Below are 23,458 nucleotides of genomic sequence, written 5' to 3'. Positions count from 1 at the left end.
CGGCGACACGGGTCAGCCGGCCGATGCCGGGGTACGCCGACCGGCGCGGGCCGCGCCCACCGCCAGGGCGAGCGCGAGCAGGAGCACCGCGACCGCGACCAGCAGCGCGACGCGCAGCGCCTGCCCGGGGTCCGGCCCGCCCAGGCCGTACGCCGTCATCAGCAGCGCGCTGCCGAGGGAGGAGCCGATCCGCTGGGCCGTCTGCACCACGCCGGCGGCGGCCCCGCCCATGGCGGGCGGCACCTCGGCCAGGGTGAGGGTGAAGTTCGGCGGGATGACCGCGCCGCCGCCGAGGCCGGCGACCAGCAGCAGCGGCACCAGCACCCACCACAGGGCGGTGTCGCCGCGCCCCGGGACTGCCAGCGCGGTGGCGAGCGTGGCCGCGATCATCACCAGCAGCGCCAGCACCGTGATCCGGCGCCCGAGCACCCCCAGGCCGCGGCTGGCCACCGGCGCGATCACGGCCGCGCCGACCGCGAGCGGGGTGAGCAGCAGCCCGGTCTCCAGCGGGCCCAGGGCGCGCCCCTCCTGGAGGTGGACCGAGAGCACGAGCGTGATGCCGGTGAAGGCGGTGACGTAGGTGGCCCCGACCGCGATGCCGATGCCGTAGCCGGGCAGCCGGCGCAGCAGCGCCACGTCCAGCAGCGGGGGCCGGCCGGCGGCCTGGGTGTGCCGCTCCCAGCGCAGGAACGCCCACCCGACCAGCACCGCGGCGGGCGCCAGCAGCATCGACCAGCCGATCCCGGAGCGCACGCCGACCAGCGGGTAGAGCAGGCACAGCACGCTCAGGCCGAGCAGCAGCGAGCCCGGCACGTCCACGCGGCCGTCGGCGTCGGGCTCGCGCGGCTTGGGCGGCAGGGTCCGGGCGATGGCGACCAGCGCGACGAGCCCGATCGGGACGTTGACCCAGAAGATCCAGCGCCAGCCCTCGGGTCCGCCGGCCACGCCGAGGATCAGCCCGCCGACCAGCGGACCGACCGCCGAGGACAGCGAGATGGTCAGCCCGAAGCGGCCGAAGGCGCGCGCCCGCTCCGCGCCGCGGAACAGCTGCTGGATCAGCCCGGTCGACTGCGGGGAGAGGATCCCGGCGGCCGCGCCCTGGGCCAGCCGGGCGGCGATCAGCAGCTCCGGGGTGGGCGCGAGCCCGACCAGCATGCTGCTGGCCACGAACGCGCCGAGCCCGATCAGCAGCATCCGGCGGCGACCGTAGGCGTCGCCCAGTCGACCGCTCGCGACCAGGGTCAGCCCGAACGCCAGCGTGTAGCCCGACACCACCCACTGCGCGGTCTCGGTGGAGATGGCCAGGTCGGAGCGGATCGAGGGCAGCGCGACGTTGACGATGCTCACGTCGAGCAGCGACATGAAGCCCAGCACCTGCACCGTGGCCAGGATCCGCCAGCGCCGCGGGTCCGCGACGTACGTCGTGCCGGCGGCGGGAGCGGGCTCGACGGCGGTCACGCAGGCGAGCCTGCCGTGGCGCGGCGCCATGCGCCGCTGCCGCGTTCCGCACAGCGGCACGGTGTCCGGGATCGGCCGCGGCGGGGGAGGCGCGCACCCGCGGGCTCTAGGGTTGGCGTCGTGGCCGAGCCGAACATCCCACCCGCCCCGGCGATCGAGGGTGCCCGGCACCTGCACTCGGGCAAGGTGCGCGACCTCTACGAGATCGAGGCCGGCGAGCACGCCGGCCGGCTGCTGATGGTGGCCAGCGACCGGATCTCCTCCTTCGACTGGGTGCTGGACTCCACGATCCCGGACAAGGGCGAGATCCTGACCCGGATGTCGCTGTGGTGGTTCGAGCAGCTCACCGACCTGGTCCCGAACCACGTGCTGTCCACCGACGTGCCCGCCTCCGTGCGCGGGCGCGCGGTGATCTGCGAGCGCCTCGAGATGTTCCCGGTCGAGTGCGTGGCCCGCGGCTACCTCACCGGCTCCGGGCTGGCCGACTACCGCGCCACCGGCGAGGTGTGCGGCATCGCGCTGCCGCCGGGCCTGGTCGAGGCCAGCCGGCTCCCCGAGCCGATCTTCACCCCGGCCACCAAGGCCGAGCTCGGCGACCACGACGAGAACGTCTCCTACGACGCGGTCGTCCGCACGGTCGGCGAGGACACCGCCGCGTCGCTGCGCGAGCTGACCCTGGCCGTCTACGAGCGCGCCGAGGGCATCGCCCGCGAGCGCGGCATCATCCTGGCCGACACCAAGTTCGAGTTCGGCCTGCGCTCCGACGACGTGATGGTGCTCGGCGACGAGGTGCTCACCCCGGACTCCTCGCGGTTCTGGCCGGCCGCCGACTGGCAGCCCGGCCGCACCCAGGCCTCCTACGACAAGCAGAACGTCCGCAACTGGCTGACCTCGCCCGAGTCGGGCTGGGACCCGCGCTCCGACGTGGCGCCGCCGCCGCTGCCGCCCGAGGTCGTCGAGCACACCCGGGCCCGCTACGTCGAGGCCTACGAGCTGCTCACCGGCGAGACGTTCTAGCCGCATGCACGTGCCGGTCGCTCCCGAGGTCGCCTTCGACTACCTGGTCGACCCGCGCAACCGGCCGGCCTGGCAGTCCAGCCTCGCCCGCGTCGAGGACGTCGACGGGGAGCCCCGGGCCGGTCAGACCTGGGTCGACGTCACCAGCCCCGGGCTGCGCCCGCGGATGGAGACCACCGAGCTGGACCGCCCGCACCGCTGGACCGAGCGCGGCACCTGGCGCTCCTTCGCGGCCGTGCTCACCCTCGAGCTCGCCCCGGCGCCGGGCGGCTGCGAGATCGAGGCGACGCTCTCGCTGCACGCGACCGGCCCCGCCCGCCCGCTCGCCGCGGTGCTCTCCCGCCTCGCGCCGTACGCCGTGCGCGCCGACCTGCGTCGCGCCGCCCGCCTCCTCGCCGCCCGTCCCCACCCCTGAGATCTCGCCGAGTCGGCGCCTGTGGTGCGCCGAGTCGGCGCTCGTGGTGCGCCGAGTCGGCGCTCGTGGCGCGGCGAGGAGCAGCGCGGCACCGACCAGGAGTGCGCCGGCGGCCGCGTCGAGCCACCAGTGGTTCGCCGTGACGACCACGGTGGCGGTGGTGAGGGCCGGGTGCAGCAGCCACAGCCAGCGCCACCTGCTGCGCAGCGTGGCGACGAGGACCACCGCGAGCAGCAGCGCCCACCCGACGTGCAGGCTCGGTACGGCGGCGTACTCGTTGGCCAGCCCGGCGAGCGGCGAGCCGGCGTAGACGCTCGTCCCGCCGTGCTGCCCGGTGTCGACCATCCCGGCCTCGGCCAGCAGCCGCGGCGGGGTCACCGGCAGCACCAGGTGCACGAGCATCGCCACCCCGGTGGCCAGCGCCAGCGCCGTGCGCGCCCAGCGGTACGACGGGCGGTGGCGCACCCACAGCCACACCAGGACCGCCGCGGTGACGGGGAAGTGCAGCAGGTAGTAGCGGTCCGCCAGCGCGACGAGCCCCTCCACCCCGAGCGCCCAGGCCTGGAGGTCCGCCTCGTCGGGCAGCGCGACCCCGGCCTGGAGGTCGCGGATCGCGCGGGCGTGCTCGTCGGCGGGGCCGACCCGGGTGGTCGCCAGCAGCCGGCCCAGGTTGTAGGCGGCGAACAGCGCCAGCACCGTCGCGAGCTCGCGTGCGGCGGGTGGCAGGGCGCGGGGCCGGGCGGCGGTCATGGCCTCCAGCGTGGCCGGGCGCCGGCGGCGCGCGCATCGGGTGCGTCCCTGGTCCGACCCCGACCCGTCCCCGGGGTCCGCCGGGCGGCCCCGTTTCGTCCCTGTCCCGCCCGGGGGTCGGCACGTAGGTTGTCCCCACACCCGACCGTGACGGAGGCCACCGTTGTCGTACAACCTCTCCACCCTGCTCGAGGACAGCGCCGCGAAGTACCCCGACCGCGATGCCGTGGTCCTCGGTGAGACCCGCCTGACCTACGCCTCGATCAACGCCTTCGCCAACATGTGCGCCAACATGCTGGTCGAGCGCGGGATCGGCCCCGGCGACAAGGTGGCGCTCAGCTGCCCGAACCTGCCGTACTTCACGATCGTCTACTTCGGCATCCTCAAGGCCGGGGCGACGGTGGTCCCGCTCAACGTGCTGCTCAAGGGCCGCGAGATCGCCTACCACCTCGAGGACTCGACGCGAAGGCCTACTTCTGCTTCGAGGGCACCTCCGAGCTGCCGATGGGCGTCAACGGCCACGCCGGCTTCGAGGCGGTCGACGCCTGCGAGCACTTCTTCGTCATCACCGCCGAGCTCGGCGGCCCCTCGCCGATCGAGGGCACCGAGACGATGGCGGAGGCGATGATGACGCACTCCGGCGCCTTCGAGACCGTCGCGACCGACGAGGACGACACCGCGGTCATCCTCTACACCTCCGGCACCACGGGCCAGGCCAAGGGCGCCGAGCTGCGCCACCGCAACATGCGCGACAACGCGCTCGCCAGCGAGGCGCTGTTCGGCGCCGACGCGGAGAACCCCGACACCTACCTGTGCGTGCTGCCGCTGTTCCACTCCTTCGGCCAGACCGTGTGCCAGAACGGCGCGTTCGCGTTCGGCGGCACCGTCGTGATGCTGCCGCGCTTCGAGCCGGTGGCGGCGCTCGAGCTGATGCGCCGCGAGCGGATCACCTTCTTCGCCGGCGTCCCCACGATGTACTGGGGCCTGCTCGGCGCGCTGGAGGAGGACATCGACGCCCAGGCCGTCGCCGAGCACCTGCGCGTCGCGGTCTCCGGCGGCTCCGCGCTCCCGGTCGAGGTGCACCGCGAGTTCGAGAAGCGCTTCGGGGTCACCATCCTGGAGGGCTACGGGCTCTCCGAGACCTCCCCGGTCGCCTCGTTCTCCACGTACGGCGAGCCGGCGCGCCCCGGCTCGATCGGTGTGCCGATCCCCGGGGTGGAGATGCGGCTGGTCGACAGCCAGGGCGTCGAGCTCACCGACGACGGGTCGGGGAGCGACGTCATCGGCGAGATCGCGGTGCGCGGGCACAACGTCATGAAGGGCTACTACGCGCGGCCCGAGGCGACCGCGGAGGCGATCGACGCGGACGGCTGGTTCCGCACCGGCGACCTGGCCCGCAAGGACGAGGACGGCTGGTACCACATCGTCGACCGGGCCAAGGAGATGATCATCCGCGGCGGGTTCAACGTCTACCCGCGCGAGATCGAGGAGGTGCTCCTCACCCACCCGGAGGTCTCGCTGTGCGCCGTCATCGGCGTGCCGCACGAGACCCACGGCGAGGAGATCAAGGCCGTGGTCATCCGCGCCCCGGGCTCCGGGCTGACCGAGGACGCGCTGGTCGCGTGGGCCAAGGAGCAGATGGCGGGCTACAAGTACCCGCGCATCGTGGAGTTCCGCGAGACCCTGCCGATGACCGCGACCGGCAAGATCCTCAAGCGCGAGCTCGCCTGAGCCCCGGACCGAGCCCCGCCTGGCGCCCGGCCCGATCGGGCGTCAGGCGAACGGGTTGGGCTGGCTGCCCGGCAGCTGGGCCAGCAGCTCGCGGGCCTGCGCGGCCACCTTGTGCTCGACCAGCACCTCGTAGCGGGTGGCGATCACCTGGGTGATCGAGGAGAAGTCGCGGCGCCCGCGCGTGGCGGCGTACCCGACCAGCGACCAGATGACGCCGAACAGCGCACCGAAGATCAGTGTCGAGATCAGGATCGGGAGGGCGCCCTCGGTGGTGAACAGGACGAAGAGCAGGCCTACGAACAGGCCCAGCCACGCGCCGGACGCCGCGCCGCCCAGGGCCACCTTCCCGGTGGTGAGACGGCCGGTGATGCGCTCCACTCGCTTGAGGTCGGTGCCGACGATCATGCACTGCTGCACGGGGAACTTGCGGTCGGAGAGGAAGTCCACGGCCCGCTGGGCAGCCGCGTAGTCGTCGTACACGGCGAGGGACTGGGGGAACTCCAGACGCAGCGGGTTCCCTCCAGGTCCGGGGGCGCCGCTGCCGGCGCCGGGCGTGAGCATGCTCATGGCTCCAGTGTGCCGGACCGGGGGTGAGCGGTTGCTCGTAGAATGGCGGCACATCCACCCCTGCTTCCCAGGAGCCTCACGTGCCCCGAGTCGTCGTCGACGTCATGCCCAAGCCCGAGATCCTCGACCCGCAGGGGAAGGCCGTTCTCGGTGCCCTGCCCCGCCTGGGCTTCTCCGGCGTCGCCGACGTGCGCCAGGGCAAGCGCTTCGAGCTCGAGATCGAGGGCGAGGCGAGCGAGGAGGTCCTGGCGCAGGTGCACCAGATGGCCGAGACGCTGCTGTCGAACCCGGTCATCGAGAACTTCACCGTCCGGGTCGAGGACGCGAGCGGCGCCGAGGTGCTCGCGTGAAGGTCGGTGTCGTCACCTTCCCGGGCTCCCTCGACGACGTCGACGCCCAGCGCGCCGTCCGCATCGGCGGCCACGAGGCCGTCGCGCTGTGGCACGGCGACCACGATCTCCGCGGCGTCGACGCGGTGGTGCTGCCCGGCGGCTTCTCCTACGGCGACTACCTGCGCTGCGGCGCGATCTCGCGCTTCTCGCCGGTGATGACCGAGGTCGTCGCGGCCGCCGAGCGCGGCATGCCGGTGCTCGGCATCTGCAACGGCTTCCAGATCCTGTGCGAGTCCCACCTGCTCCCGGGTGCGCTGATCCGCAACACCGAGCAGCGCTTCCTCTGCCTGGACCAGCCGCTGCGCGTCGAGAACAACCGCACCCCCTGGACCTCGTCGTACGACGAGGGCGCGGAGATCGTGGTCGCGCTCAAGAACGGCGAGGGCTCCTTCGTCGCGGACGCCGAGACCCTGGACCGCCTCGAGGGCGAGGGCCAGGTCGTCGCGCGCTACCTCGGCAACCCGAACGGGTCGCTGCGCGACATCGCCGGCATCTGCAACGAGCGCGGCAACGTCGTCGGCCTGATGCCCCACCCGGAGCACTCGGTCGAGGACCTGACCGGCACCGGGACCGACGGTCTCGGCTTCTTCACCTCACTCGCAGCTGGAGTGTTCGCATGACCCCCACCCGTCTCTACCGCTTCATCGCGCGCGCCGAGGCCGTCACCTGGGCGCTGCTGCTGGGCGGCATGTTCCTCAAGTACGTCACCAACACCACCGAGCTCGGCGTCCGCATCGGCGGGATGATCCACGGCGCGGTGTTCATCGCCTACTGCCTCACCACCGTCCTGGTCGCGCTCGACCAGCGCTGGCCGGTCAAGCAGACCCTCCTGGGCCTGGTGGCCGCGGTCCCGCCGTTCGCGACGGTGCCGTTCGAGATCCACGCCGAGCGTCGCGGCCTGCTCGCGAGCACCTGGCGGCTGAGCACCGAGGAGCCCCGCGGCCCGCTGGAGAGGATCGCCGCCTGGGTGATCCGCAAGCCGCTCCAGGGACTGCTCACCGGGCTCGTCGCGGTGGGCGTCCTGTTCGGTCTCGCGCTGCTCGCCGGCCCGCCGGTCGGCTGAGCCCGCACCCACCTGCATCAAACGCCGGACGCCGGCACCGCGTGAGCGGTGCCGGCGTCCGGCGTTGTGCTGCGCGCGCGGGGGGAGCGCGGGGTCAGCGCACGCCCTTGGCGAGGTGGCGCCAGGTGCGGCCCTCGACCACGCCGGACTGCGGCAGGCCGACCTTCTTCTGGTAGCCCTTGACCGCGGCGGTCGTGGTGGCCTCGAAGGTGCCGGTCACCGAGATCGCGGCGCCCGGGCGGGCGGCGTTCAGGGCCCGCTGCACGCGGCGTACGGCGGTGCCGGCGGAGCCGTGCTTGAGCACCGCGCGCGGACCGGCGGCGGTCAGCGACATCCAGTTCTTGTGCGTCCAGCTCGGGCTGACCGGCTGGCCGGCCTCGCGCTGCCACTTGTTCACGGCCTTGATCAGACGCGCGTTGTACTTGCCGTGCAGGCGGCCGGTGTAGATCCCCTGCTCGGTCAGCAGGCACTGCAGCGCGGTGACCTGCGCGGGCGGGGCGACCCGGCCGGCGACGGGGGCCTGGAGGGCCTGGTAGCGCTCGAAGTCGACCCGGACGCCGCCGCAGTGGCTCTCGCGCGGCGCCACCGAGCCCAGCCCGAGGTCGAGGTAGTTGCTGTCGATGTTGATGCGCACCCCGCCCCAGGTCTCGTCGTGGCCGCCGCGGTACTGCTTCACCCGGCCACCGGGGCGCCAGCCGTCCTCGCCGATGTAGGTCGTGGAGGTGTTGGCGACGCCGTCCCAGCGGGCGATCCAGAGCTGGTCGGGCACCACGATGCCGGCCTGCTTGGTACGCCGCGCCTTGTCGAGCGCGACGATGCCGGAGGAGGCGCTGGAGTAGACGCCGGACAGGTAGCCCTGGGCGCGGACGCGGTTGGTCCACCCGGTCAGGAACGCCAGCGCGGACTCGCGGCAGTGGGTGTTGGTGTTGTCGTAGCCCTCGAGGTCGTAGAACAGCGTGCTGCCCGGCACGATCCCGAGCCGCTTGGCGGCGGCGACCGCGGAGTTGGCCTCCGCGCGGCCCATGGTGCGGGCCTTGCCGTAGCGCCCGTGCTTGCCCGGCGCCGGGTTGATCGTCGGGTCGTTGCCGTAGCGCGGGAAGCGCGGCTGGCAGGAGGCCTGCGGGCCGAGGGTGATCGGCAGCAGCCGCCAGCCCTTGGCCAGCTGGGTGCGGACCCACGCCGGAGTCAGGTTCGGCTGGTCGCGGCAGGCGCGCGAGGCGCCGGAGATGTAGACGCCGACGGCCAGGAACGGCGAGGTGCGCAGCCAGGTGTTCATCGCCTGCTGGGTCGGCGTGAGGCACTGGTCGAAGCCGTAGCCGGTGATGTTGCCCGGGGTGGGCGGGTTCGGGGCGGGCTCGGCCGCGGCGACGGCGGGCGGCGCGGTGGCCAGCACCGTGGTGGTGCCGGCGACGCTGAGCGCGAGCACCGCGGCGAGGGCGCCGGCGAGGCGGCGCCCCCGACGGGGCCGGGCGGGAGACGTGCGGAAGGACGGGCGACGCATGGGGAGGCTCCAGGGCAGGACCCGGGCGGACCGGGTCGGGGGATCTGGCGGGTGTCCGGCGGGCGCGGACGAGGGTCCGGGGCCGGGCGCTCGGCATCGAGCCTCGCCACCATAACCACACCAGTCACATCAGTAACACCCATCGCGCTGAACTACAGGAATGTAGTTCACGAGCGCGTCTGTGCAGGTCAGAGGCGGGTCGGGGGCTCCCGCGACCCCGCTCCGCGCGCCCCGCGTCCGGCCGGCGACCACCCGCCGCCCCGCGCGCGACCGGTGCTCGGACGCCGCCGCCGAGGACCCGGAGCGCCGCCGGTAGATTGGCCCCGTGCCCGAGCAGCAGCGTTCCGCCACGTCCACCCTCGACACCGTCGCGGTCGCCGCCACCGACCCGGACCGGCACCAGCCGTGGGCCGACCTGGGGCTGAAGGCCGACGAGTACGCCCGGATCCGCGAGATCCTCGGGCGCCGTCCCACCAGCTCGGAGCTGGCGATGTACTCGGTGATGTGGAGCGAGCACTGCTCCTACAAGTCCTCCAAGGTGCACCTCAAGCAGTTCTCCGAGATCCCGCAGGAGACCCCGGCCGGCAAGATGCTCGCCGGCATCGGCGAGAACGCCGGCGTCATCGACGTCGGCCAGGGCTACGCCGTCACCTTCAAGGTCGAGAGCCACAACCACCCGTCGTACGTCGAGCCCTACCAGGGCGCCGCGACCGGCGTGGGCGGCATCGTCCGCGACATCCTCGCGATGGGCGCGCGCCCGGTCGCGGTGATGGACCCGCTGCGCTTCGGCCCGCTCGACGCCCCCGACACCCACCGGGTGCTGCCCGGGATCGTGGCGGGCGTCGGCGGCTACGGCAACTGCCTGGGCCTGCCCAACATCGGCGGCGAGGCGGTCTTCGACGCCAGCTACGCCGGCAACCCGCTGGTCAACGCGCTGTGCGTCGGCGTGCTGCGCCACGAGGACCTGCACCTCGCCAAGGCCTCCGGCGTCGGCAACCAGGTGATCCTCTACGGCGCCCGCACCGGCGGCGACGGCATCGGCGGCGTCTCCGTGCTCGCCAGCGAGACCTTCGACGCCGACGGGCCGGCCAAGCGCCCCAGCGTGCAGGTCGGCGACCCCTTCATGGAGAAGCTGCTCATCGAGTGCACCCTCGAGATCTTCGCGGCCGGCCTGGTCGCGGGCATCCAGGACCTCGGCGGCGCGGGCCTGTCCTGCGCCACCTCCGAGCTCGCCTCCGCCGGTGACGGCGGCATGCACGTCGAGCTCGACCGGGTGCCGCTGCGCGACTCCACCCTCGCTCCCGAGGAGATCCTCATGAGCGAGTCGCAGGAGCGGATGATGGCCGTCGTCGAGCCCGGCGACGTCGAGGCGTTCATGGCGATCTGCGCCAAGTGGGACGTCGAGGCCGTCGTGGTCGGCGAGGTCACCGACACCGGTCGCCTCGAGATCGACTGGCACGGCGAGCGCGTCGTCGACGTGCCGCCGCGCACCGTGGCCCACGAGGGCCCGACCTACGAGCGTCCCTACGCCCGCCCGAGCTGGCAGGACGCCCTCCAGGCCGACCGCGCCGAGGACCTGGCCCGCCCGGCCAGCGGCGCGGAGCTGCTGGAGACCCTGCTGCGCCTGGTCGCCAGCCCGAACCTGTGCGACAAGTCCTGGATCACCGACCAGTACGACCGCTACGTGCGCGGCAACACCGTGCTCGCCCAGCCCTCCGACAGCGGCATGGTCCGCATCGACGAGGAGACCAACCTCGGCGTCGCTGTCTCCACCGACTGCAACGGCCGCTTCGCCAAGCTCGACCCGTACGCCGGCGCGCAGCTCGCGCTCGCGGAGTCCTACCGCAACGTCGCGACCGGCGGCGCCACCCCGCTGGCGATCTCGGACTGCCTCAACTTCGGCTCGCCCGAGGACACCGACGTGATGTGGCAGTTCGCCGAGGCCTGCCGCGGCCTCAAGGACGGCTGCCTGGAGCTGGGGATCCCGGTCACCGGCGGCAACGTGAGCCTCTACAACCAGACCGGCGAGACCGCCATCCTGCCGACCCCGGTGGTCGCGGTGCTCGGCGTGATCGACGACGTGACCACCCGGACCCCGTCCGGCTTCGCCGCGGCCGGCGAGCGGGTCTTCCTGCTCGGTGAGACCCGCGAGGAGCTCTCCGGCTCGGAGTGGGCCAACGTCGTCCACGGCCACCTCGGCGGCACCCCGCCGCGGGTGGACCTGGCGGCCGAGAAGGCGCTCGCCGAGCTCCTCGCCGAGGGCCGCGGGCTGCTCACCAGCGCCCACGACCTCGCCGACGGCGGCCTTGCCCAGGCGCTCGTCGAGGCCTCGCTGCACCGGATGGTCGGCGCCCGCGTCTCGGTGGCCGACGTGGCCGGCGGCGACGCGTTCGTGGCGCTGTTCTCCGAGTCCGCGGGCCGGGTGCTGGTCACCGTCGCCGAGGGCGAGGAGGACCGGCTCGTCGAGCTCGCCGCGCGCCACGGCGTACCGCTCACCGCGCTCGGCGTCACCGGCGGCGACGCGGTGTCGGTGGAGGGACAGTTCGACGCCCCGCTGCTCGAGGTCCGCTCGGCGTGGATGGCGACGATCCCGGCGGCGCTTGCCTGACGACCTGCCCGTCAGCCGGTCGTGGGTGGTCCCCGCGGCCGAGCTGACCGAGCGGTTCTCGCGTTCCTCGGGCCCCGGCGGCCAAGGGGTCAACACCACCGACAGCCGCGTCGAGCTCTCCCTCGACGTCGCGGCCTCCGGGTCCCTGCCCGACACGCTGCGCGACCGGGTGCTGTCCCGCCTCGCCGGGCGCCTGGTCGACGGTGTGGTCACGGTCGTGGCCAGCGAGCACCGCACCCAGCTGGCCAACCGCAAGGCGGCTCGTGAGCGCCTCGCGCAGCTGCTGCGCGAGGCCGCCGCGCCCCCGCCCGCCAAGCGCCGTCCCACCCGCCCCACCCGCGGCTCGAAGGAACGGCGGCTGGGTGCGAAGAAGCGCCGAGGGGAGATCAAGCGCGGGCGCCAGGGGCGCTTCGACTGACGGCTCCGCCGCGGCGGCAGGCGGGCACCATGGGCGCATGCATCCCGCGCAACGGGTCGACTACGGCCCGCACTCCGACCAGTACGCCGAGCTGAGCCTGCCCGCGGGCGAGCCGCGCGGGACGGTGGCGATCGTCCACGGGGGCTTCTGGAAGCCGCGGTACGACTGCGCGCTCGGACGCCCCCTCGCCGACGACCTGGCGGCGCGCGGCTGGGCGGCGTGGAACGTCGAGTATCGCCGCGGCGTCGGCGCCGCCGCGACCTGCGCGGACGTGGCCGCGGCCCTCGCGGCGCTGGGCGGGCACGCCGCCGCCCACGGGCTGCCCCTGCGCCCGGTCGTCGGGCTCGGGCACTCCGCGGGCGGTCACCTCGCCACCTGGGCCGCCGCCCAGCCCGGCTCGCCGCTGACCCACGTGGTCGCCCAGGCCGGCGTCCTCGACCTCGGGGCCGCGCACCGCGCGCACCTCGGCGACGGTGCGGTGGAGGCGTTCCTGGGCCACCCTCCGGGCCCCGCCGACGCGGCGTACGACCCGACCGCGCAGCTGCCGCTCGCCGTGCCGGTGCGCTGCGTGCACGGGCGGGCCGACGACGTCGTACCCCTCACCCAGTCCGAGCGGTACGTCGCGCGCGCCGGCGCCGCGGGCGGCGACGCACGGCTGGTCGTGGTCGAGGGCGGCCACATGGACCTGGTCGACCCCGCCTCGCCGGCCTGGGCGCGCACGCTCGCGGTGCTGGACGGGCTGGCCTGAGCTCAGGTGGAGCGGTTCATCGCCCGCAGGCCGACGACCAGGCCGAGCGCGGCAACGAGGGCGGACGCGGCGAAGCCCGGCGCGACGACGCCGGCGTCGAAGGAGCCGGCGAACAGCGTCCGGACCGCGTCGACGACGTAGGCGAGCGGGTTCAGGTCGGCGAGGAACCTCAGCCATCCCGGAGCGCCCTCGAGGGGCAGGAGCACCCCGGCGAGCAGCAGCAGCGGGAAGATCGCGGTCTGCTGGACGGTCCAGAACAGCCAGTCCTGGTCCTTGCTGGCCAGGGCGAGGGCGAAGGACAGTGCGCCGACCCCGACGCTGAAGCCGGCGAGGACGACCAGCCCGAGGAGCACGCCGGGCAGGTGCAGCTCGTAGCTGAACGGGGTGACCACGAGGAGGATGATCGCGGTCTGCATCAGCAGCGGCACGACCTCCTTGAGCGCGCGGCCGACCAGCAGCGCCGAGCGCGAGAGCGGCGAGACCAGCAGCCGCTCGTGGGAGCCCGACTGGATCTCCGCGGTCAGGTTGGAACCGGTGAAGGACGCGCCCATCAGGGCCGTCATGGCCACGATGCCGGGCACGAACCACTGCAGCGCCGAGCCGCCGGCGACCGCGGGCAGCAGCGGGGCGAAGAGCGCCAGGAACACCAGCGGCTGCACCATCGCGAAGAGCACCGACACCGGCTCGCGCCAGACCGGCCGCAGCTCGCGCAGCATCACGTTCCAGGTGTCGGCCAGGAAACCGGGGGCCCGGGTCGTGGGCTCGCCGGTGCGGGCCACGGGGACCTCGAGGGCGGTGCTCATGCTGCTGCTCCTTCCGGGGCGGAGGTGGGCTCGCCGGCCGCGTCGCGCAGGCTGCGTCCGGTGAGGTCGAGGAAGACGTCGTCGAGGGTCGGGCCGACCACCTCGAGCCGGGTGACCGGGGCGCCGGAGCCGGCCAGGTCGACGACCAGCCCGGGGACGAGCGCGCGCCCGTGGGCGACGCGCACCTGCACCTCGCTGTCACGCAGCGTGACGTCGGCGCCGGGGAGGCGTGCGGCGCGGTCGGCCGCCGTCGCCGCCGCGTCCGGTGAGTCGAAACCGAGGGAGACCAGGTCGCCCAGCCCGGCCTTGAGCCGGGCCGCGGTGTCGTCGGCGATCACCGAGCCGTGGTCGATGACGATCACCCGGTCGGCGATCGAGTCGGCCTCCTCGAGGTAGTGGGTGGTCAGCACGACGGTGGTGCCGTGCTCGCGGTGCAGGCGCAGCACCTGCTCCTGGAGGTTCACCCTGTTCTGCGGGTCCAGGCCGGTCGACGGCTCGTCGAGGAACATCAGCGGCGGGGCGTGCACCAGCCCGATCGCCACGTCGAGGCGCCGCCGCTGGCCGCCGGAGAGGGTGGAGACCGGACGATCGGCCTGCTCGGTGAGGTCGAAGTCGTGGAGCAGCTCGCTGGCCCGTTCCCTCGCCCGGGCACGGGAGAGCCCGAAGGCGCGGCCCTGGCAGACCAGCTCGTCGCGCCCGCGCTGGGCGTGGGCGGCGGCGTTGCCCTGCCCGACGTACCCGATGCTGCGGCGTACGTCGCGGCGCTGCGTGACCACGTCGAAGCCGGCGACCTCGGCGCTGCCGGAGGTGGGTGGCAGGAGGGTGGTGAGCATCCGCAGGGTGGTGGACTTCCCGGCGCCGTTCGGCCCGAGGAAGGCCACCAGCTCGCCGGCGCCGACCTCCAGGTCGAGGGCGCGCACGGCCTCGACGGTGCGCTTGTGACGGGTGAAGTGCCGGGTCAGCGCCCGGGTGCGGATCACGGGTCCACCCGAGGGGCGGGTCTGGTTCTGGGTCATGGAGCCACGCTAGGAAGCAAAGCGGTCAGCTCCTGACCGCTGGGGGACCTAGTCTCGGAGCATGTCCACGAGCAGCCGGATGCTGCGACTGCTGTCGCTGCTGCAGACCCACCGCCACTGGCCGGGACCCGAGCTCGCGGCCCGCCTCGAGGTCAGCCCTCGCACGCTGCGGCGCGACGTGGAGCGCCTGCGCGAGCTCGGGTACGCAGTGGAAGCGACGCGCGGGGTCGACGGGGGCTACCAGCTGCAGCCGGGCGGCGCGCTCCCGCCGCTGCTGCTCGAGGACGAGGAGGCGGTCGCGATCGCGATCGGGCTGCGCCAGGCGACCACCGGGTCCGCGGCCGGGCTGGCGGAGACCTCGGTGCAGGCGCTCACCAAGGTGATCGCGCTGATGCCGCCCCGGCTGCGCCGGCGCATGGAGGCGGTGCGCACCCAGACCGAGTCACCGGGCCCGTGGAGCGGCGCGCCGGTGCTCGACGCCGGCACCCTCACCACGCTGGCCCAGGCCTGCCGCGACGAGGAGCCGGTCGGCCTCACCTACACCCCGGCGGCGCGGGGCGACCGCACGTCGGAGCCGAGCCAGCGCCGCGTCGAGCCGCACCGTCTCGTCACCCTCGGGCGCCGTTGGTACCTCGTGGCCTACGACCGCGACCGCCAGGACTGGCGCTCGTTCCGGGTGGACCGGATCTCGGAGGTCCGCACGACCGGGCAGCGGTTCCGGCGCCGCGAGCTGCCGGCCCCCGACGCGGTCGCCTTCGTCGAGGCCGGCATCCGCGGGATGCCGCACCGCTACGCCGTACGCGTGCGGGTGGCTGCCCTGGCGGCCGACGTCGCCGCCGCCGTCGGCCAGTGGGGCCGGGCGGTGCCGCTCGAGGGGCAGTCGGCGTCGTGCGTGCTCGAGATGGGCGTCGACGACCTCGCCTGGCCGGTGACGGTGCTGGCCCAGGTCGGTGCCGACTTCGTCGTGGAGTCACCGCCCGAGCTGCGGGACGCGGTCGCCCGGACCGCGAGGGTGTTCGCCCGGGCCGCCCCGCCGTCGCGCCCCGCCGCGGGTCACGTCGAGGACGACGACGTGCCGCTCTCCAGGATCGAGACGATGGAGTAGAGCGAGAAGCAGATCGCGCCGAGGCCCGCGAGTACCCGGGCGGCGACGAAGACGTTGGTGTCGGTGACCGCGGCCTGGAACATGAACGCCGACAGGAACAGGCAGGTCAGCGCGGTCAGGACCGGGAGCAGCGGCACCCGGTTCGCCAGCGCGAAGGTGCGCCGCCAGACCAGGGCGAGCAGGCCGACCTTGCTGAGGATGCTGAAGCAGACCAGCCCGAGGCCGATCATCACCAGCCCCGGGGTGCGGTAGTACGGCTCGGTGTCGAGCACGAGCAGCACGATCCCCCAGACCACGGCCAGCGTCCCCATGACGATCACCAGCCACGGCCACACCATCCGGTCGCGCGGGGTGTAGGTGTCCTGGATCTGGCGCACGATGCTCACCACCAGCCCGATCAGGCTGGTGCAGATCATCGCGATCCCGGCGACGACGTGGCCGACGGTGAACCGCGACGGGGTGGTCGTCTGCGCGAGGTTCACCACGACGACGGCCCAGGCGGCGACGGCCAGCACCACGGGGATCGCGCTCAGCACCCCGACCGCCGCCCCGCCGAAGGTGCCCGCGGGGCGCTCGTGGTCACCGACCGGCCGTGCGGAGTTCGCCGGGATCATCGAGAACCGTGTCGAGGCCGTGGCCACCGTCGCGACGCAGCCGCTGATCAGGCCCAGGCCCAGGACCACGTGGCCGGCGACGTAGTCGGGATCGGCCCCGGCAGCGCTGGCGCCCCACAGCAGGACGAGGCCGTACGTCGCCGTACCGACGGCGGTCAGGTAGCCCAGGACCGGGTAGCACCAGCGGTCCAGGGTGGTGAAGCGGTGGATGAGCTGGCGGATGATCGTCGCGGCGGTGCAGAACAGGCACACGCAGACCGCGGCGAGGAAGGTCACCACCCGCCCGGCGACCTCGTTGCCGGGCTGGTCGGCGGCGGTCCAGATGTCGACGCCGAGGCCGACGCACACGGCGGCCATCGCCAGCGGGATCGCCCGGAACAGGACGCTCACCCAGTAGTTCATGCCGACCACTTCCGTCGGTGCGGAGCGACACGCGGGGGAGTGCCCGAGCGCGGTGGTGCCCTTCTCAGAGTCCACGCGCGCACCGCTGCTGTCAACGTGCCCCGTGCGCCCTAGGCTTGAGGACCGTGCCCGCCCGACTGAAGCCCGCCCCCGCCGCCGCGGTCGACGCCGCCCTGGCCAGGGTGCGTGCGGGGGAGGCCGACAAGGCCGACCTGCGCCTGCTGGTCAAGCACTTCCTCGCGGTCCTCGAGGAGCGCGCGCCCGGCCACTCCGTGGAGGTCCGCGTCCCGCCGTACGCCGCGGTGCAGGTCATCCCCGGCGTCCGCCACACCCGCGGCACGCCCCCGGCAGTGGTGGAGACCGACGCGCCGACCTGGATCGCGCTGGCGAGCGGGGAGCTCACCTGGGCCGAGGCCGACGCGGCCGGACGGCTCCGGGCCAGCGGCCAGCGGGCCGACCTCACGGCGTACCTCCCGCTGGGACGCCCGGGCGAGGAGGCTTAGGTTGGATCCATGAGTCTCGACATCCACGCCAGGGTCCAGCAGCTCCTCCCCGGGATCCGCCAGGACCTCGAGGACCTCGTCCGCATCGAGTCGGTCAGCGCCGACCCCGCGCGCGCCGCCGAGGTGCAGCGCAGCGCCGAGGCCGTGGCCGCGCTGTTCCGGGCCGAGAACTTCGACAGCGTCGACATCGTCAGTGCGCGCGAGGACGGCGGCGCGCCGGCCGTCATCGCCCACAAGGCCGGGCCGGAGGGCGCGCCGACGGTCCTGCTCTACGCCCACCACGACGTGCAGCCCGAGAACGACCACGGCGAGTGGGACTCCCCGCCGTTCGAGCCCACCGAGCGCGGCGAGCGGCTCTACGCCCGCGGCGCCGCCGACGACAAGGCCGGCATCGCGGCCCACCTCGGCGCGCTGCGTGTGTTCGGCGACGACCTGCCGGTGAGCGTCACGATGTTCATCGAGGGTGAGGAGGAGGTCGGCTCCGACACCCTCCCCGAGCTGCTGCGCCGCCACCGCGACCGGCTCGCCGCCGACGTCATCGTGATCGCCGACTCCGGCAACTGGGACATCGGCGTCCCGGCGCTCACCACCAGCCTGCGCGGCCTGGTGCGGGCCGACATCGAGGTCCGCACGCTCACCCACGCCGTGCACTCCGGCATGTGGGGCGGCCTGGTGCCCGACGCGCTGATCACCCTGAGCCGGCTGATCGCCTCCTTCCACGACGACGCCGGCAACCTGCTCATCGAGGGCCTGCACAGCGGACCGGCCGCCGACGTGGAGTACCCCGAGGAGCGCCTGCGCGCCGAGTCCGGCGTGAACCCCGGCGTGGAGTGGATCGGCTCCGGCCCGGTCGTGGAGCGGCTGTGGACCCAGCCGGCGCTCTCGATCACCGGCCTCGACGCGCCCAAGGTCGACGGCGCCAGCAACACCCTGGTCGCCTCCGCGCGCGCCAAGGTCTCGCTGCGCATCGCCCCGGGCGACAACGCCGCCAACGCCGTGGAGTGCCTGCGCCGCCACTGCGAGCAGCACACCCCGTGGGGCGCCGAGCTCACCTTCACCGTCGTCGACACCGGCGAGGCCACGGCGATCGACGCCACCGGCCCGGCGTACGACGCGGCGCGCGCGGCGTTCACCGAGGCGTGGGACGGCACCTCGCCGGTCGACATGGGCGTCGGCGGGTCGATCCCGTTCATCGCGGAGTTCCTCGAGACCTTCCCGGAGGCCAGCGTGCTGGTCACCGGCGTGGAGGACCCCGACACCCGCGCCCACGGCGCCAACGAGGGCCTGCACCTCAAGGAGTTCGAGCGGGTCGTGCTGGCCGAGGCGCTGCTGCTGCGCAACCTCGCCCAGGGCTGAGCCGGGCGGCTCGCTGGCGCTCAGGCGGCGGGCAGCAGGACCCGGAAGGTGCTGCCCCGGCCCAGCTCGGACTCGACCTCGATCCGGCCACCGTGACGGCGCACGATCCGCTGCACGATGGCCAGGCCCAGCCCGGTGCCGGGCTGGGCGACCGCCTCCGGGTTGCTGGAGCGGAAGAACTCGGTGAACAGCTGCTCCTGGTCGTCCTCGGAGATGCCCAGGCCCTCGTCGGAGCAGGTCAGCACGACCTCGTCGGCGTGGCGGTCGAGGTTGACCACGATGGTGCCGCCGTCGGGGGAGTACTTCACCGCGTTGCTCAGCAGGTTGGTCAGCACCCGGTCGAGCTCGTCGGGGTCGCCCATCGCGACCACCCGACCGTTCGGTGCCTCGACGCGGACGGTGAGCTCGCGCATCGAGGCGGAGACGGCGTTGAGGTCGACGACGTCGTCGACGACGGAGCGCAGGTCGACCGCCCGGCGCTGCACCGTGTTCGTCGGGTCGTCCATCCGCGCGAGCAGCAGCAGGTCGTCGGCGACTCGGGCCAGGCGCCGCGCTCCGCGCTCCATCGCCGAGAGCGAGGTGCGGACCGGCGGCGCCACGTCGACCGACTCGAGGATCTCCAGGTGCCCGAGGACCGTGGTGAGGGGGTTCTTCAGCTCGTGGGAGACCGTCGCGATCAGCTGGCTCTTGTAGCCGTCGAGGGTCTGCAGCTCCTGCACGAGCAGGTGCTCGCGCTCGAAGGTGCGGGCGTTGAGCACCGCCCGCCCCAGGTCGTGGCCGACGTCGAGGGCGGCGGCCGCCTCGGTCTCCGTCCAGCCGCGGTCGCCCACGGGCCGGGTGAGCACCAGGTTGCCGACGCAGTCGCGTCCGGCACCCAGCGGCACGAAGAGCAGGCTGCCGACCCCGATCCGCTCGAGGAAGTCCGTGACCAGCCGGCGCTGCTCGGCGCTGAGCTCGAGCAGTCCCACGGGGTCGGGGTGGGCGACGCTGAAGACGAACGCGCGCTGGGCGTCCCAGGAACGGTGGGCCACCGCCTCGGCGAGCGCGCTCACCTCCGGGTCCATCTCGGGTACGTCGTGGTGCGCGGCGTACAACGCGGCGGAGCGCTGGTGCTCCTCGCCGAAGGTCTGCACCCACACGCCCCCGGCACGGAAGCCCTGCGCGAGCGCGGCCTGGCACTCGCCCAGCACGTCCTCGAGGGCCAGGTGGCTGGAGGCGTGGCGGATCACCGCGCGCGCGGCCTCGGCGAGGCGGACCTGCTCGGCCAGCGCCTCGCGCTCGAGCGCGGTCACCACGGCGCGCCCGGCCTGCTCGGCGTACACCTGGAGCATCCGGCGCTGCTGGGCGCCCGGCCGGCGGCCGTCCGTGGGCAGGTCCATGGTGAGCATGCCGCGCAGCACGCCGTCGGCGTCGCTCAGCGGCGCGACCAGGAGGTCCAGAGGGTGCCAGGCATCGGGGGCGTCGATCGGCTCGATGTCCGGCACCCAGCCCCACTCGCCGTCGGGGAGGTCGAGGCGCTCGTGGGGCACGAACTTCAGCAGGCCCCAGTCGTCGGCGACCGCGATCTCCTCCATCAGCGTGATGATGGGGGTGCGCGCGCCCTCCAGCGACCGGCGCGCCTCCTCGCTGCCGGCGACCGCCACCACCTGCATGGTGCAGTCGTCGCGCGCGACGCTGATCGCGGCGACGCCGAACCCGGCCACCTGGGTGACCCCCTCGGCGATCAGCTGCAACGCGTCGCGCGACGGAGCGGTCAGGTGGGTCGGGTCGGAGGCCGGCGGGTGCTGCGAGGTGGTCATGGTCCCTCAGGTCGGGTAGGGGCCGGCACAGCCTACGGCGGGTGCCCCGGGCTGTCTGGTAGTCCAGCAGGGTTGCCGGGGCGAGGTATGGGGCGATCACGCCCTAGACTGGGGCCGTGCCCTTCCTCAGCAGCAGTGGCAGTTCTTCCAGTGCTGGTCGGCGGGGCGGCGACGGCCGCCTCACCCATGCGCTCGACCCGCAGGACCAGGGACCCCAGGACGCCTGCGGCGTCTTCGGTGTCTGGGCCCCGGGGGAAGACGTGGCCAAGCTGACCTACTTCGGTCTCTACGCCCTCCAGCACCGCGGTCAGGAGTCGGCCGGCATCGCGGTCAGCAACGGCCGCCAGATCCTGGTCTACAAGGACATGGGTCTGGTCTCGCAGGTCTTCGACGAGTCGACGCTCAGCTCGCTGCGCGGCCACCTCGCGATCGGCCACTCGCGCTACTCCACCACCGGTGCCAGCACCTGGGAGAACGCGCAGCCGACGTTCCGCCCGACCGGGCACGGCTCGATCGCGCTGGGCCACAACGGCAACCTGATCAACACCCACGAGCTGCGCGAGCTGGTCGCCGCGCTGCCGGGCCCCGCCGACGAGCTGGACCTCCAGCGTCCGCAGGGCGAGGCCACCAACGACACCAGCCTGGTCACCGCGCTGATGGCGCACCACCCGGACGGCACGCTCGAGGAGCGTGCGCTGGAGGTGCTGCCGATGCTGCGCGGGGCGTACTGCTTCGTGTGGATGAACGAGGACACCCTCTACGCCGCCCGCGACCCCCAGGGCATCCGCCCGCTGGTCCTCGGCCGCCTCGAGCGCGGCTGGGTGGTGGCCTCGGAGAGCGCCGCGCTGGCCACCATCGGCGCCAGCGTCGTGCGCGAGGTCGAGCCCGGCGAGATGATCGTCATCGACGACCAGGGCCTGCGCTCGCACAAGTTCGCCGAGCCCGACCGCAAGGGCTGCGTCTTCGAGTACGTCTATCTCGCCCGCCCCGACGCCACCATCAGCGGACGCAGCGTCCACGAGGCCCGTGTCGAGATGGGCCGCCAGCTGGCCCGCGAGTTCCCGGTCGACGCCGACCTGGTGATGCCCGTGCCGGAGTCCGGTACGCCGGCCGCCGCCGGGTACGCCGAGGAGAGCGGCATCCCGTTTGGTCAGGGCTTCGTCAAGAACGCCTACGTCGGGCGCACGTTCATCCAGCCCAGCCAGACCCTGCGCCAGCTCGGCATCCGGCTCAAGCTCAACGCCCTCGATCACATGATCCGCGGCAAGCGCATCGTGGTGGTCGACGACTCCATCGTGCGCGGCAACACCCAGCGCGCCCAGGTGCGGATGCTGCGCGAGGCGGGCGCCCTCGAGGTGCACGTGCGCATCTCCAGCCCCCCGGTGAAGTGGCCGTGCTTCTACGGCATCGACTTCGCGACCCGCGCGGAGCTGATCGCCAACGGCATCGACGTCGAGGAGATCGCCCACAGCGTCGGCGCCGACAGCCTCGGCTACATCTCCCTCGACGGGATGATCGAGGCCACCAAGCAGCCGGCCGAGCAGCTGTGCCAGGCCTGCTTCACGGGGGAGTACCCCGTGCCGCTCCCCGACGAGAGTCAGCTCGGCAAGCACCTGCTCGAGGCGACGCTCACCTCCCCGACCATGGGCAAGGCGCTGCCCGTGCTGAACAACCCGTGAGGACGACCCCGTGACCGAGACCCCCACTGGCACCTCTGCCGGTCAGAACAGCGCCGCGAACGCCTACGCCGCCGCCGGCGTCGACATCGAGGCCGCCGACCGCGCGATCGACCTGATGAAGGGCTGGGTCGAGAAGGCCCGCCGCCCGGAGATGATCGGTGGCCTGGGCGGCTTCGCCGGGCTCTTCGACGCCTCCGCGCTCACGAAGTACAAGCGCCCGCTGCTGGCCACCTCCACCGACGGCGTCGGCACCAAGGTCGCGATCGCGCAGGCCATGGACGTGCACGACACGATCGGCTTCGACCTGGTCGGCATGGTCGTCGACGACCTCGTCGTGTGCGGCGCCGAGCCGCTGTTCATGACCGACTACATCGCCACCGGCCGGGTCGTGCCCGAGCGGATCGCGGCGATCGTCAAGGGCATCGCCGAGGCGTGCGTCGAGGCCGGCTGCGCGCTGGTCGGCGGCGAGACCGCGGAGCACCCGGGCCTGCTGGCCCCCGACGAGTACGACGTGGCCGGCGCGACCACGGGCGTCGTCGAGGCCGACGACCTGCTCGGCCCCGGCCGGGTCCGCCCCGGCGACGTGGTGATCGCGATGGCCGCCAGCGGCCTGCACTCCAACGGCTACTCCCTGGTGCGTCACGTGCTGCTCGAGCAGGCCGGCTGGGCGCTGGACCGCGAGGTCGAGGAGCTCGGCGGCACCCTCGGTGCCGAGCTGCTCGTTCCGACCCGGATCTACGCCAAGGCGTGCCTGGAGCTCGCCCGGCGCACCCGCACCCACGCGATGTCCCACGTGACCGGTGGCGGCCTCGCGGCCAACCTGGAGCGGGTCATGCCCGCCGAGCTGACCGCGACGCTGGACCGGGCCTCCTGGACCCCGCAGCCGATCTTCGACGTGGTGCGCCGCGTCGGGAGCCTCTCGCAGGCCGACCTCGAGATGACCCTCAACTGCGGCGTCGGGATGGTCTCGCTGACCCACCCCGAGGACGTCGGCGAGGCGATCCGGGTGCTCGCCGGCTTCGGCATCCACGCCTGGGTCGCGGGCGAGGTCAGCGCCTCGGAGACCGACGGAGGACGGGTGAGGCTCATCGGCCAGCACCCCGGCTGGAGCTGACCCGACGGGGCCCGCGAGGGCCCTCCGGGAGGCGGTGTTCGCCCACGGCAGAAGCCGAAGGGCGGTCCGGACGTGCAGGAACATCGGCCAGCAGGTAGCGTTGCCCTCACGAGATATTTCTGAGGACAGCCCGGGAGCCGCAGTGCCCCGGCCGAGGTGCGAGGGGGCTGACCCTATGGGGCGCGGCCGAGCAAAGGCCAAGCAGACGAAGGTCGCCCGCGACCTGAAGTACCGCACTCACGAGACGGACTTCGGGAAGTTGGCCCAAGAGCTGCACGGCGGTGAGAAGAACCACACCGAGGACCCGGTGGATCCCGAGGTCCTGGAGAAGTGGGCAGACTACTCCGAACCGCACCGCGACTGACGCCGCGTCGATGGTGTCAGCACGAGGTTTGAACC

General features: G+C 73.6%; 23 protein-coding genes and 1 pseudogene. 16 read left to right on the top strand and 8 right to left on the bottom strand.

The genetic code is table 11. The annotated features are described in order from the left end of the window. Positions 1 to 12: 12 nt before the first annotated feature. Positions 13 to 1,458, bottom strand: coding sequence for an MFS transporter (locus HOQ23_RS09150; protein WP_367650433.1), 1,446 nt, complete (start codon positions 1,456 to 1,458; stop codon positions 13 to 15). A gap of 120 nt (positions 1,459 to 1,578) precedes the next feature. On the opposite strand from HOQ23_RS09150, the gene HOQ23_RS09145 reads away from it, so the two are divergent. Both HOQ23_RS09145 and HOQ23_RS21535 read left to right on the top strand, forming a co-directional pair. Further along, on the top strand, positions 1,579 to 2,475 hold the full coding sequence (locus HOQ23_RS09145; RefSeq protein ID WP_172214000.1) for a phosphoribosylaminoimidazolesuccinocarboxamide synthase: 897 nt from the start codon (positions 1,579 to 1,581) through the stop codon (positions 2,473 to 2,475). Positions 2,476 to 2,479: 4 nt separating this feature from the next. After that, entirely contained in the window at positions 2,480 to 2,890 is a 411-nt protein-coding gene (locus HOQ23_RS21535; protein WP_172214539.1) for an SRPBCC family protein, read from the top strand. 90 nt (positions 2,891 to 2,980) lie between these two features. On the opposite strand, the pseudogene HOQ23_RS21530 reads toward HOQ23_RS21535, so the two are convergent. Continuing rightward, positions 2,981 to 3,640 (bottom strand): annotated as a pseudogene (locus tag HOQ23_RS21530) (phosphatase PAP2 family protein); the annotation flags it as partial. 163 nt (positions 3,641 to 3,803) lie between these two features. On the opposite strand from HOQ23_RS21530, the gene HOQ23_RS21525 reads away from it, so the two are divergent. Both HOQ23_RS21525 and HOQ23_RS09135 read left to right on the top strand, forming a co-directional pair. Next, positions 3,804 to 4,268 carry an AMP-binding protein gene (locus HOQ23_RS21525; RefSeq protein WP_367650432.1) on the top strand — a complete coding sequence of 155 codons (465 nt, stop codon included), beginning with the start codon at positions 3,804 to 3,806 and terminating at the stop codon, positions 4,266 to 4,268. Continuing rightward, entirely contained in the window at positions 4,253 to 5,371 is a 1,119-nt protein-coding gene (locus HOQ23_RS09135; RefSeq protein ID WP_367650453.1) for an AMP-binding protein, read from the top strand. Before HOQ23_RS21525 ends, HOQ23_RS09135 begins: the two co-directional genes overlap by 16 nt. Before the next feature lie 42 nt (positions 5,372 to 5,413). On the opposite strand, the gene HOQ23_RS09130 is transcribed toward HOQ23_RS09135, so the two are convergent. Continuing rightward, on the bottom strand, positions 5,414 to 5,932 hold the full coding sequence (locus HOQ23_RS09130; protein WP_216654033.1) for a general stress protein: 519 nt from the start codon (positions 5,930 to 5,932) through the stop codon (positions 5,414 to 5,416). Between the two features lie 86 nt (positions 5,933 to 6,018). Between HOQ23_RS09130 and purS the strand changes: the two genes are divergently transcribed. Genes purS through HOQ23_RS09115 form a run of 3 tightly spaced genes read left to right on the top strand, consistent with a single transcriptional unit; the run spans position 6,019 to position 7,393 of the window. After that, complete coding sequence (purS, locus tag HOQ23_RS09125) at positions 6,019 to 6,288, top strand: phosphoribosylformylglycinamidine synthase subunit PurS (RefSeq protein WP_172213996.1); 270 nt, start codon at positions 6,019 to 6,021, stop codon at positions 6,286 to 6,288. After that, the gene (gene purQ / locus HOQ23_RS09120) at positions 6,285 to 6,950 is read left to right on the top strand and encodes a phosphoribosylformylglycinamidine synthase subunit PurQ (RefSeq protein ID WP_172213994.1); all 666 of its coding nucleotides are present in this window, start codon (positions 6,285 to 6,287) and stop codon (positions 6,948 to 6,950) included. The genes purS and purQ overlap by 4 nt, the downstream gene beginning before the upstream one ends. Further along, positions 6,947 to 7,393 carry a DUF3817 domain-containing protein gene (locus HOQ23_RS09115; RefSeq protein WP_172213991.1) on the top strand — a complete coding sequence of 149 codons (447 nt, stop codon included), beginning with the start codon at positions 6,947 to 6,949 and terminating at the stop codon, positions 7,391 to 7,393. Before purQ ends, HOQ23_RS09115 begins: the two co-directional genes overlap by 4 nt. A gap of 94 nt (positions 7,394 to 7,487) precedes the next feature. Here the strand turns inward: HOQ23_RS09115 and HOQ23_RS09110 are convergent, their stop codons facing one another. Next, positions 7,488 to 8,894 (bottom strand): glycoside hydrolase domain-containing protein, encoded by a 1,407-nt coding sequence (locus tag HOQ23_RS09110; protein WP_172213989.1) that lies wholly within the window; start codon positions 8,892 to 8,894, stop codon positions 7,488 to 7,490. A 325-nt stretch (positions 8,895 to 9,219) separates the two neighbouring features. Between HOQ23_RS09110 and purL the strand changes: the two genes are divergently transcribed. From purL to HOQ23_RS09095, 3 genes are read left to right on the top strand one after another with little or no spacing between them, the layout of a single operon-like run. Further along, the gene (purL, locus tag HOQ23_RS09105; protein WP_172213987.1) at positions 9,220 to 11,502 is read left to right on the top strand and encodes a phosphoribosylformylglycinamidine synthase subunit PurL; all 2,283 of its coding nucleotides are present in this window, start codon (positions 9,220 to 9,222) and stop codon (positions 11,500 to 11,502) included. Next, on the top strand, positions 11,495 to 11,920 hold the full coding sequence (gene arfB / locus HOQ23_RS09100; protein ID WP_172213985.1) for an alternative ribosome rescue aminoacyl-tRNA hydrolase ArfB: 426 nt from the start codon (positions 11,495 to 11,497) through the stop codon (positions 11,918 to 11,920). The genes purL and arfB overlap by 8 nt, the downstream gene beginning before the upstream one ends. Positions 11,921 to 11,957: 37 nt before the next feature. Further along, entirely contained in the window at positions 11,958 to 12,668 is a 711-nt protein-coding gene (locus HOQ23_RS09095; protein WP_172213983.1) for a S9 family peptidase, read from the top strand. 2 nt (positions 12,669 to 12,670) lie between these two features. On the opposite strand, the gene HOQ23_RS09090 is transcribed toward HOQ23_RS09095, so the two are convergent. Beyond that, positions 12,671 to 13,471, bottom strand: coding sequence for an ABC transporter permease (locus HOQ23_RS09090; protein ID WP_172213981.1), 801 nt, complete (start codon positions 13,469 to 13,471; stop codon positions 12,671 to 12,673). Next, entirely contained in the window at positions 13,468 to 14,487 is a 1,020-nt protein-coding gene (locus HOQ23_RS09085; RefSeq protein WP_172213979.1) for an ATP-binding cassette domain-containing protein, read from the bottom strand. The genes HOQ23_RS09090 and HOQ23_RS09085 overlap by 4 nt, the downstream gene beginning before the upstream one ends. 61 nt (positions 14,488 to 14,548) lie before the next feature. On the opposite strand from HOQ23_RS09085, the gene HOQ23_RS09080 reads away from it, so the two are divergent. Continuing rightward, positions 14,549 to 15,592 (top strand): YafY family protein, encoded by a 1,044-nt coding sequence (locus HOQ23_RS09080; protein ID WP_172213977.1) that lies wholly within the window; start codon positions 14,549 to 14,551, stop codon positions 15,590 to 15,592. Here the strand turns inward: HOQ23_RS09080 and HOQ23_RS09075 are convergent. Beyond that, a complete protein-coding gene (locus HOQ23_RS09075; protein ID WP_216653976.1) occupies positions 15,541 to 16,683 on the bottom strand; it encodes a DUF2776 family protein in 1,143 nt (380 codons plus the stop codon). The two genes, HOQ23_RS09080 and HOQ23_RS09075, sit on opposite strands and share 52 nt — an antisense overlap. 50 nt (positions 16,684 to 16,733) lie before the next feature. Between HOQ23_RS09075 and HOQ23_RS09070 the strand changes: the two genes are divergently transcribed. Together HOQ23_RS09070 and HOQ23_RS09065 are read left to right on the top strand one after the other, a co-directional pair. Next, positions 16,734 to 17,111 carry a sterol carrier family protein gene (locus tag HOQ23_RS09070; RefSeq protein ID WP_172213975.1) on the top strand — a complete coding sequence of 126 codons (378 nt, stop codon included), beginning with the start codon at positions 16,734 to 16,736 and terminating at the stop codon, positions 17,109 to 17,111. A 9-nt stretch (positions 17,112 to 17,120) separates the two neighbouring features. Continuing rightward, a complete protein-coding gene (locus HOQ23_RS09065) occupies positions 17,121 to 18,467 on the top strand; it encodes a dipeptidase (protein ID WP_172213973.1) in 1,347 nt (448 codons plus the stop codon). A gap of 20 nt (positions 18,468 to 18,487) precedes the next feature. Here HOQ23_RS09065 and HOQ23_RS09060 read toward each other — a convergent pair whose 3' ends face one another. Beyond that, positions 18,488 to 20,266 (bottom strand): cell wall metabolism sensor histidine kinase WalK, encoded by a 1,779-nt coding sequence (locus tag HOQ23_RS09060; RefSeq protein ID WP_172213971.1) that lies wholly within the window; start codon positions 20,264 to 20,266, stop codon positions 18,488 to 18,490. 116 nt (positions 20,267 to 20,382) lie between these two features. Between HOQ23_RS09060 and purF the strand changes: the two genes are divergently transcribed. From purF to HOQ23_RS09045, 3 genes are all read left to right on the top strand, one after another. Beyond that, positions 20,383 to 21,945: an amidophosphoribosyltransferase gene (gene purF / locus HOQ23_RS09055; RefSeq protein ID WP_172213969.1), complete on the top strand. Its 1,563-nt coding sequence runs from the start codon at positions 20,383 to 20,385 to the stop codon at positions 21,943 to 21,945. Between the two features lie 10 nt (positions 21,946 to 21,955). Further along, positions 21,956 to 23,059 (top strand): phosphoribosylformylglycinamidine cyclo-ligase, encoded by a 1,104-nt coding sequence (purM, locus tag HOQ23_RS09050; RefSeq protein WP_172213967.1) that lies wholly within the window; start codon positions 21,956 to 21,958, stop codon positions 23,057 to 23,059. A gap of 175 nt (positions 23,060 to 23,234) precedes the next feature. Beyond that, entirely contained in the window at positions 23,235 to 23,423 is a 189-nt protein-coding gene (locus tag HOQ23_RS09045) for a DUF3073 domain-containing protein (protein WP_153325225.1), read from the top strand. The last annotated feature ends 35 nt before the right edge of the window (positions 23,424 to 23,458 follow it).

This window comes from Nocardioides sp. zg-DK7169, assembly GCF_013155365.1.
GTDB lineage: Bacteria > Actinomycetota > Actinomycetes > Propionibacteriales > Nocardioidaceae > Nocardioides.
This window is presented reverse-complemented; position numbering and strand designations above follow the sequence as displayed.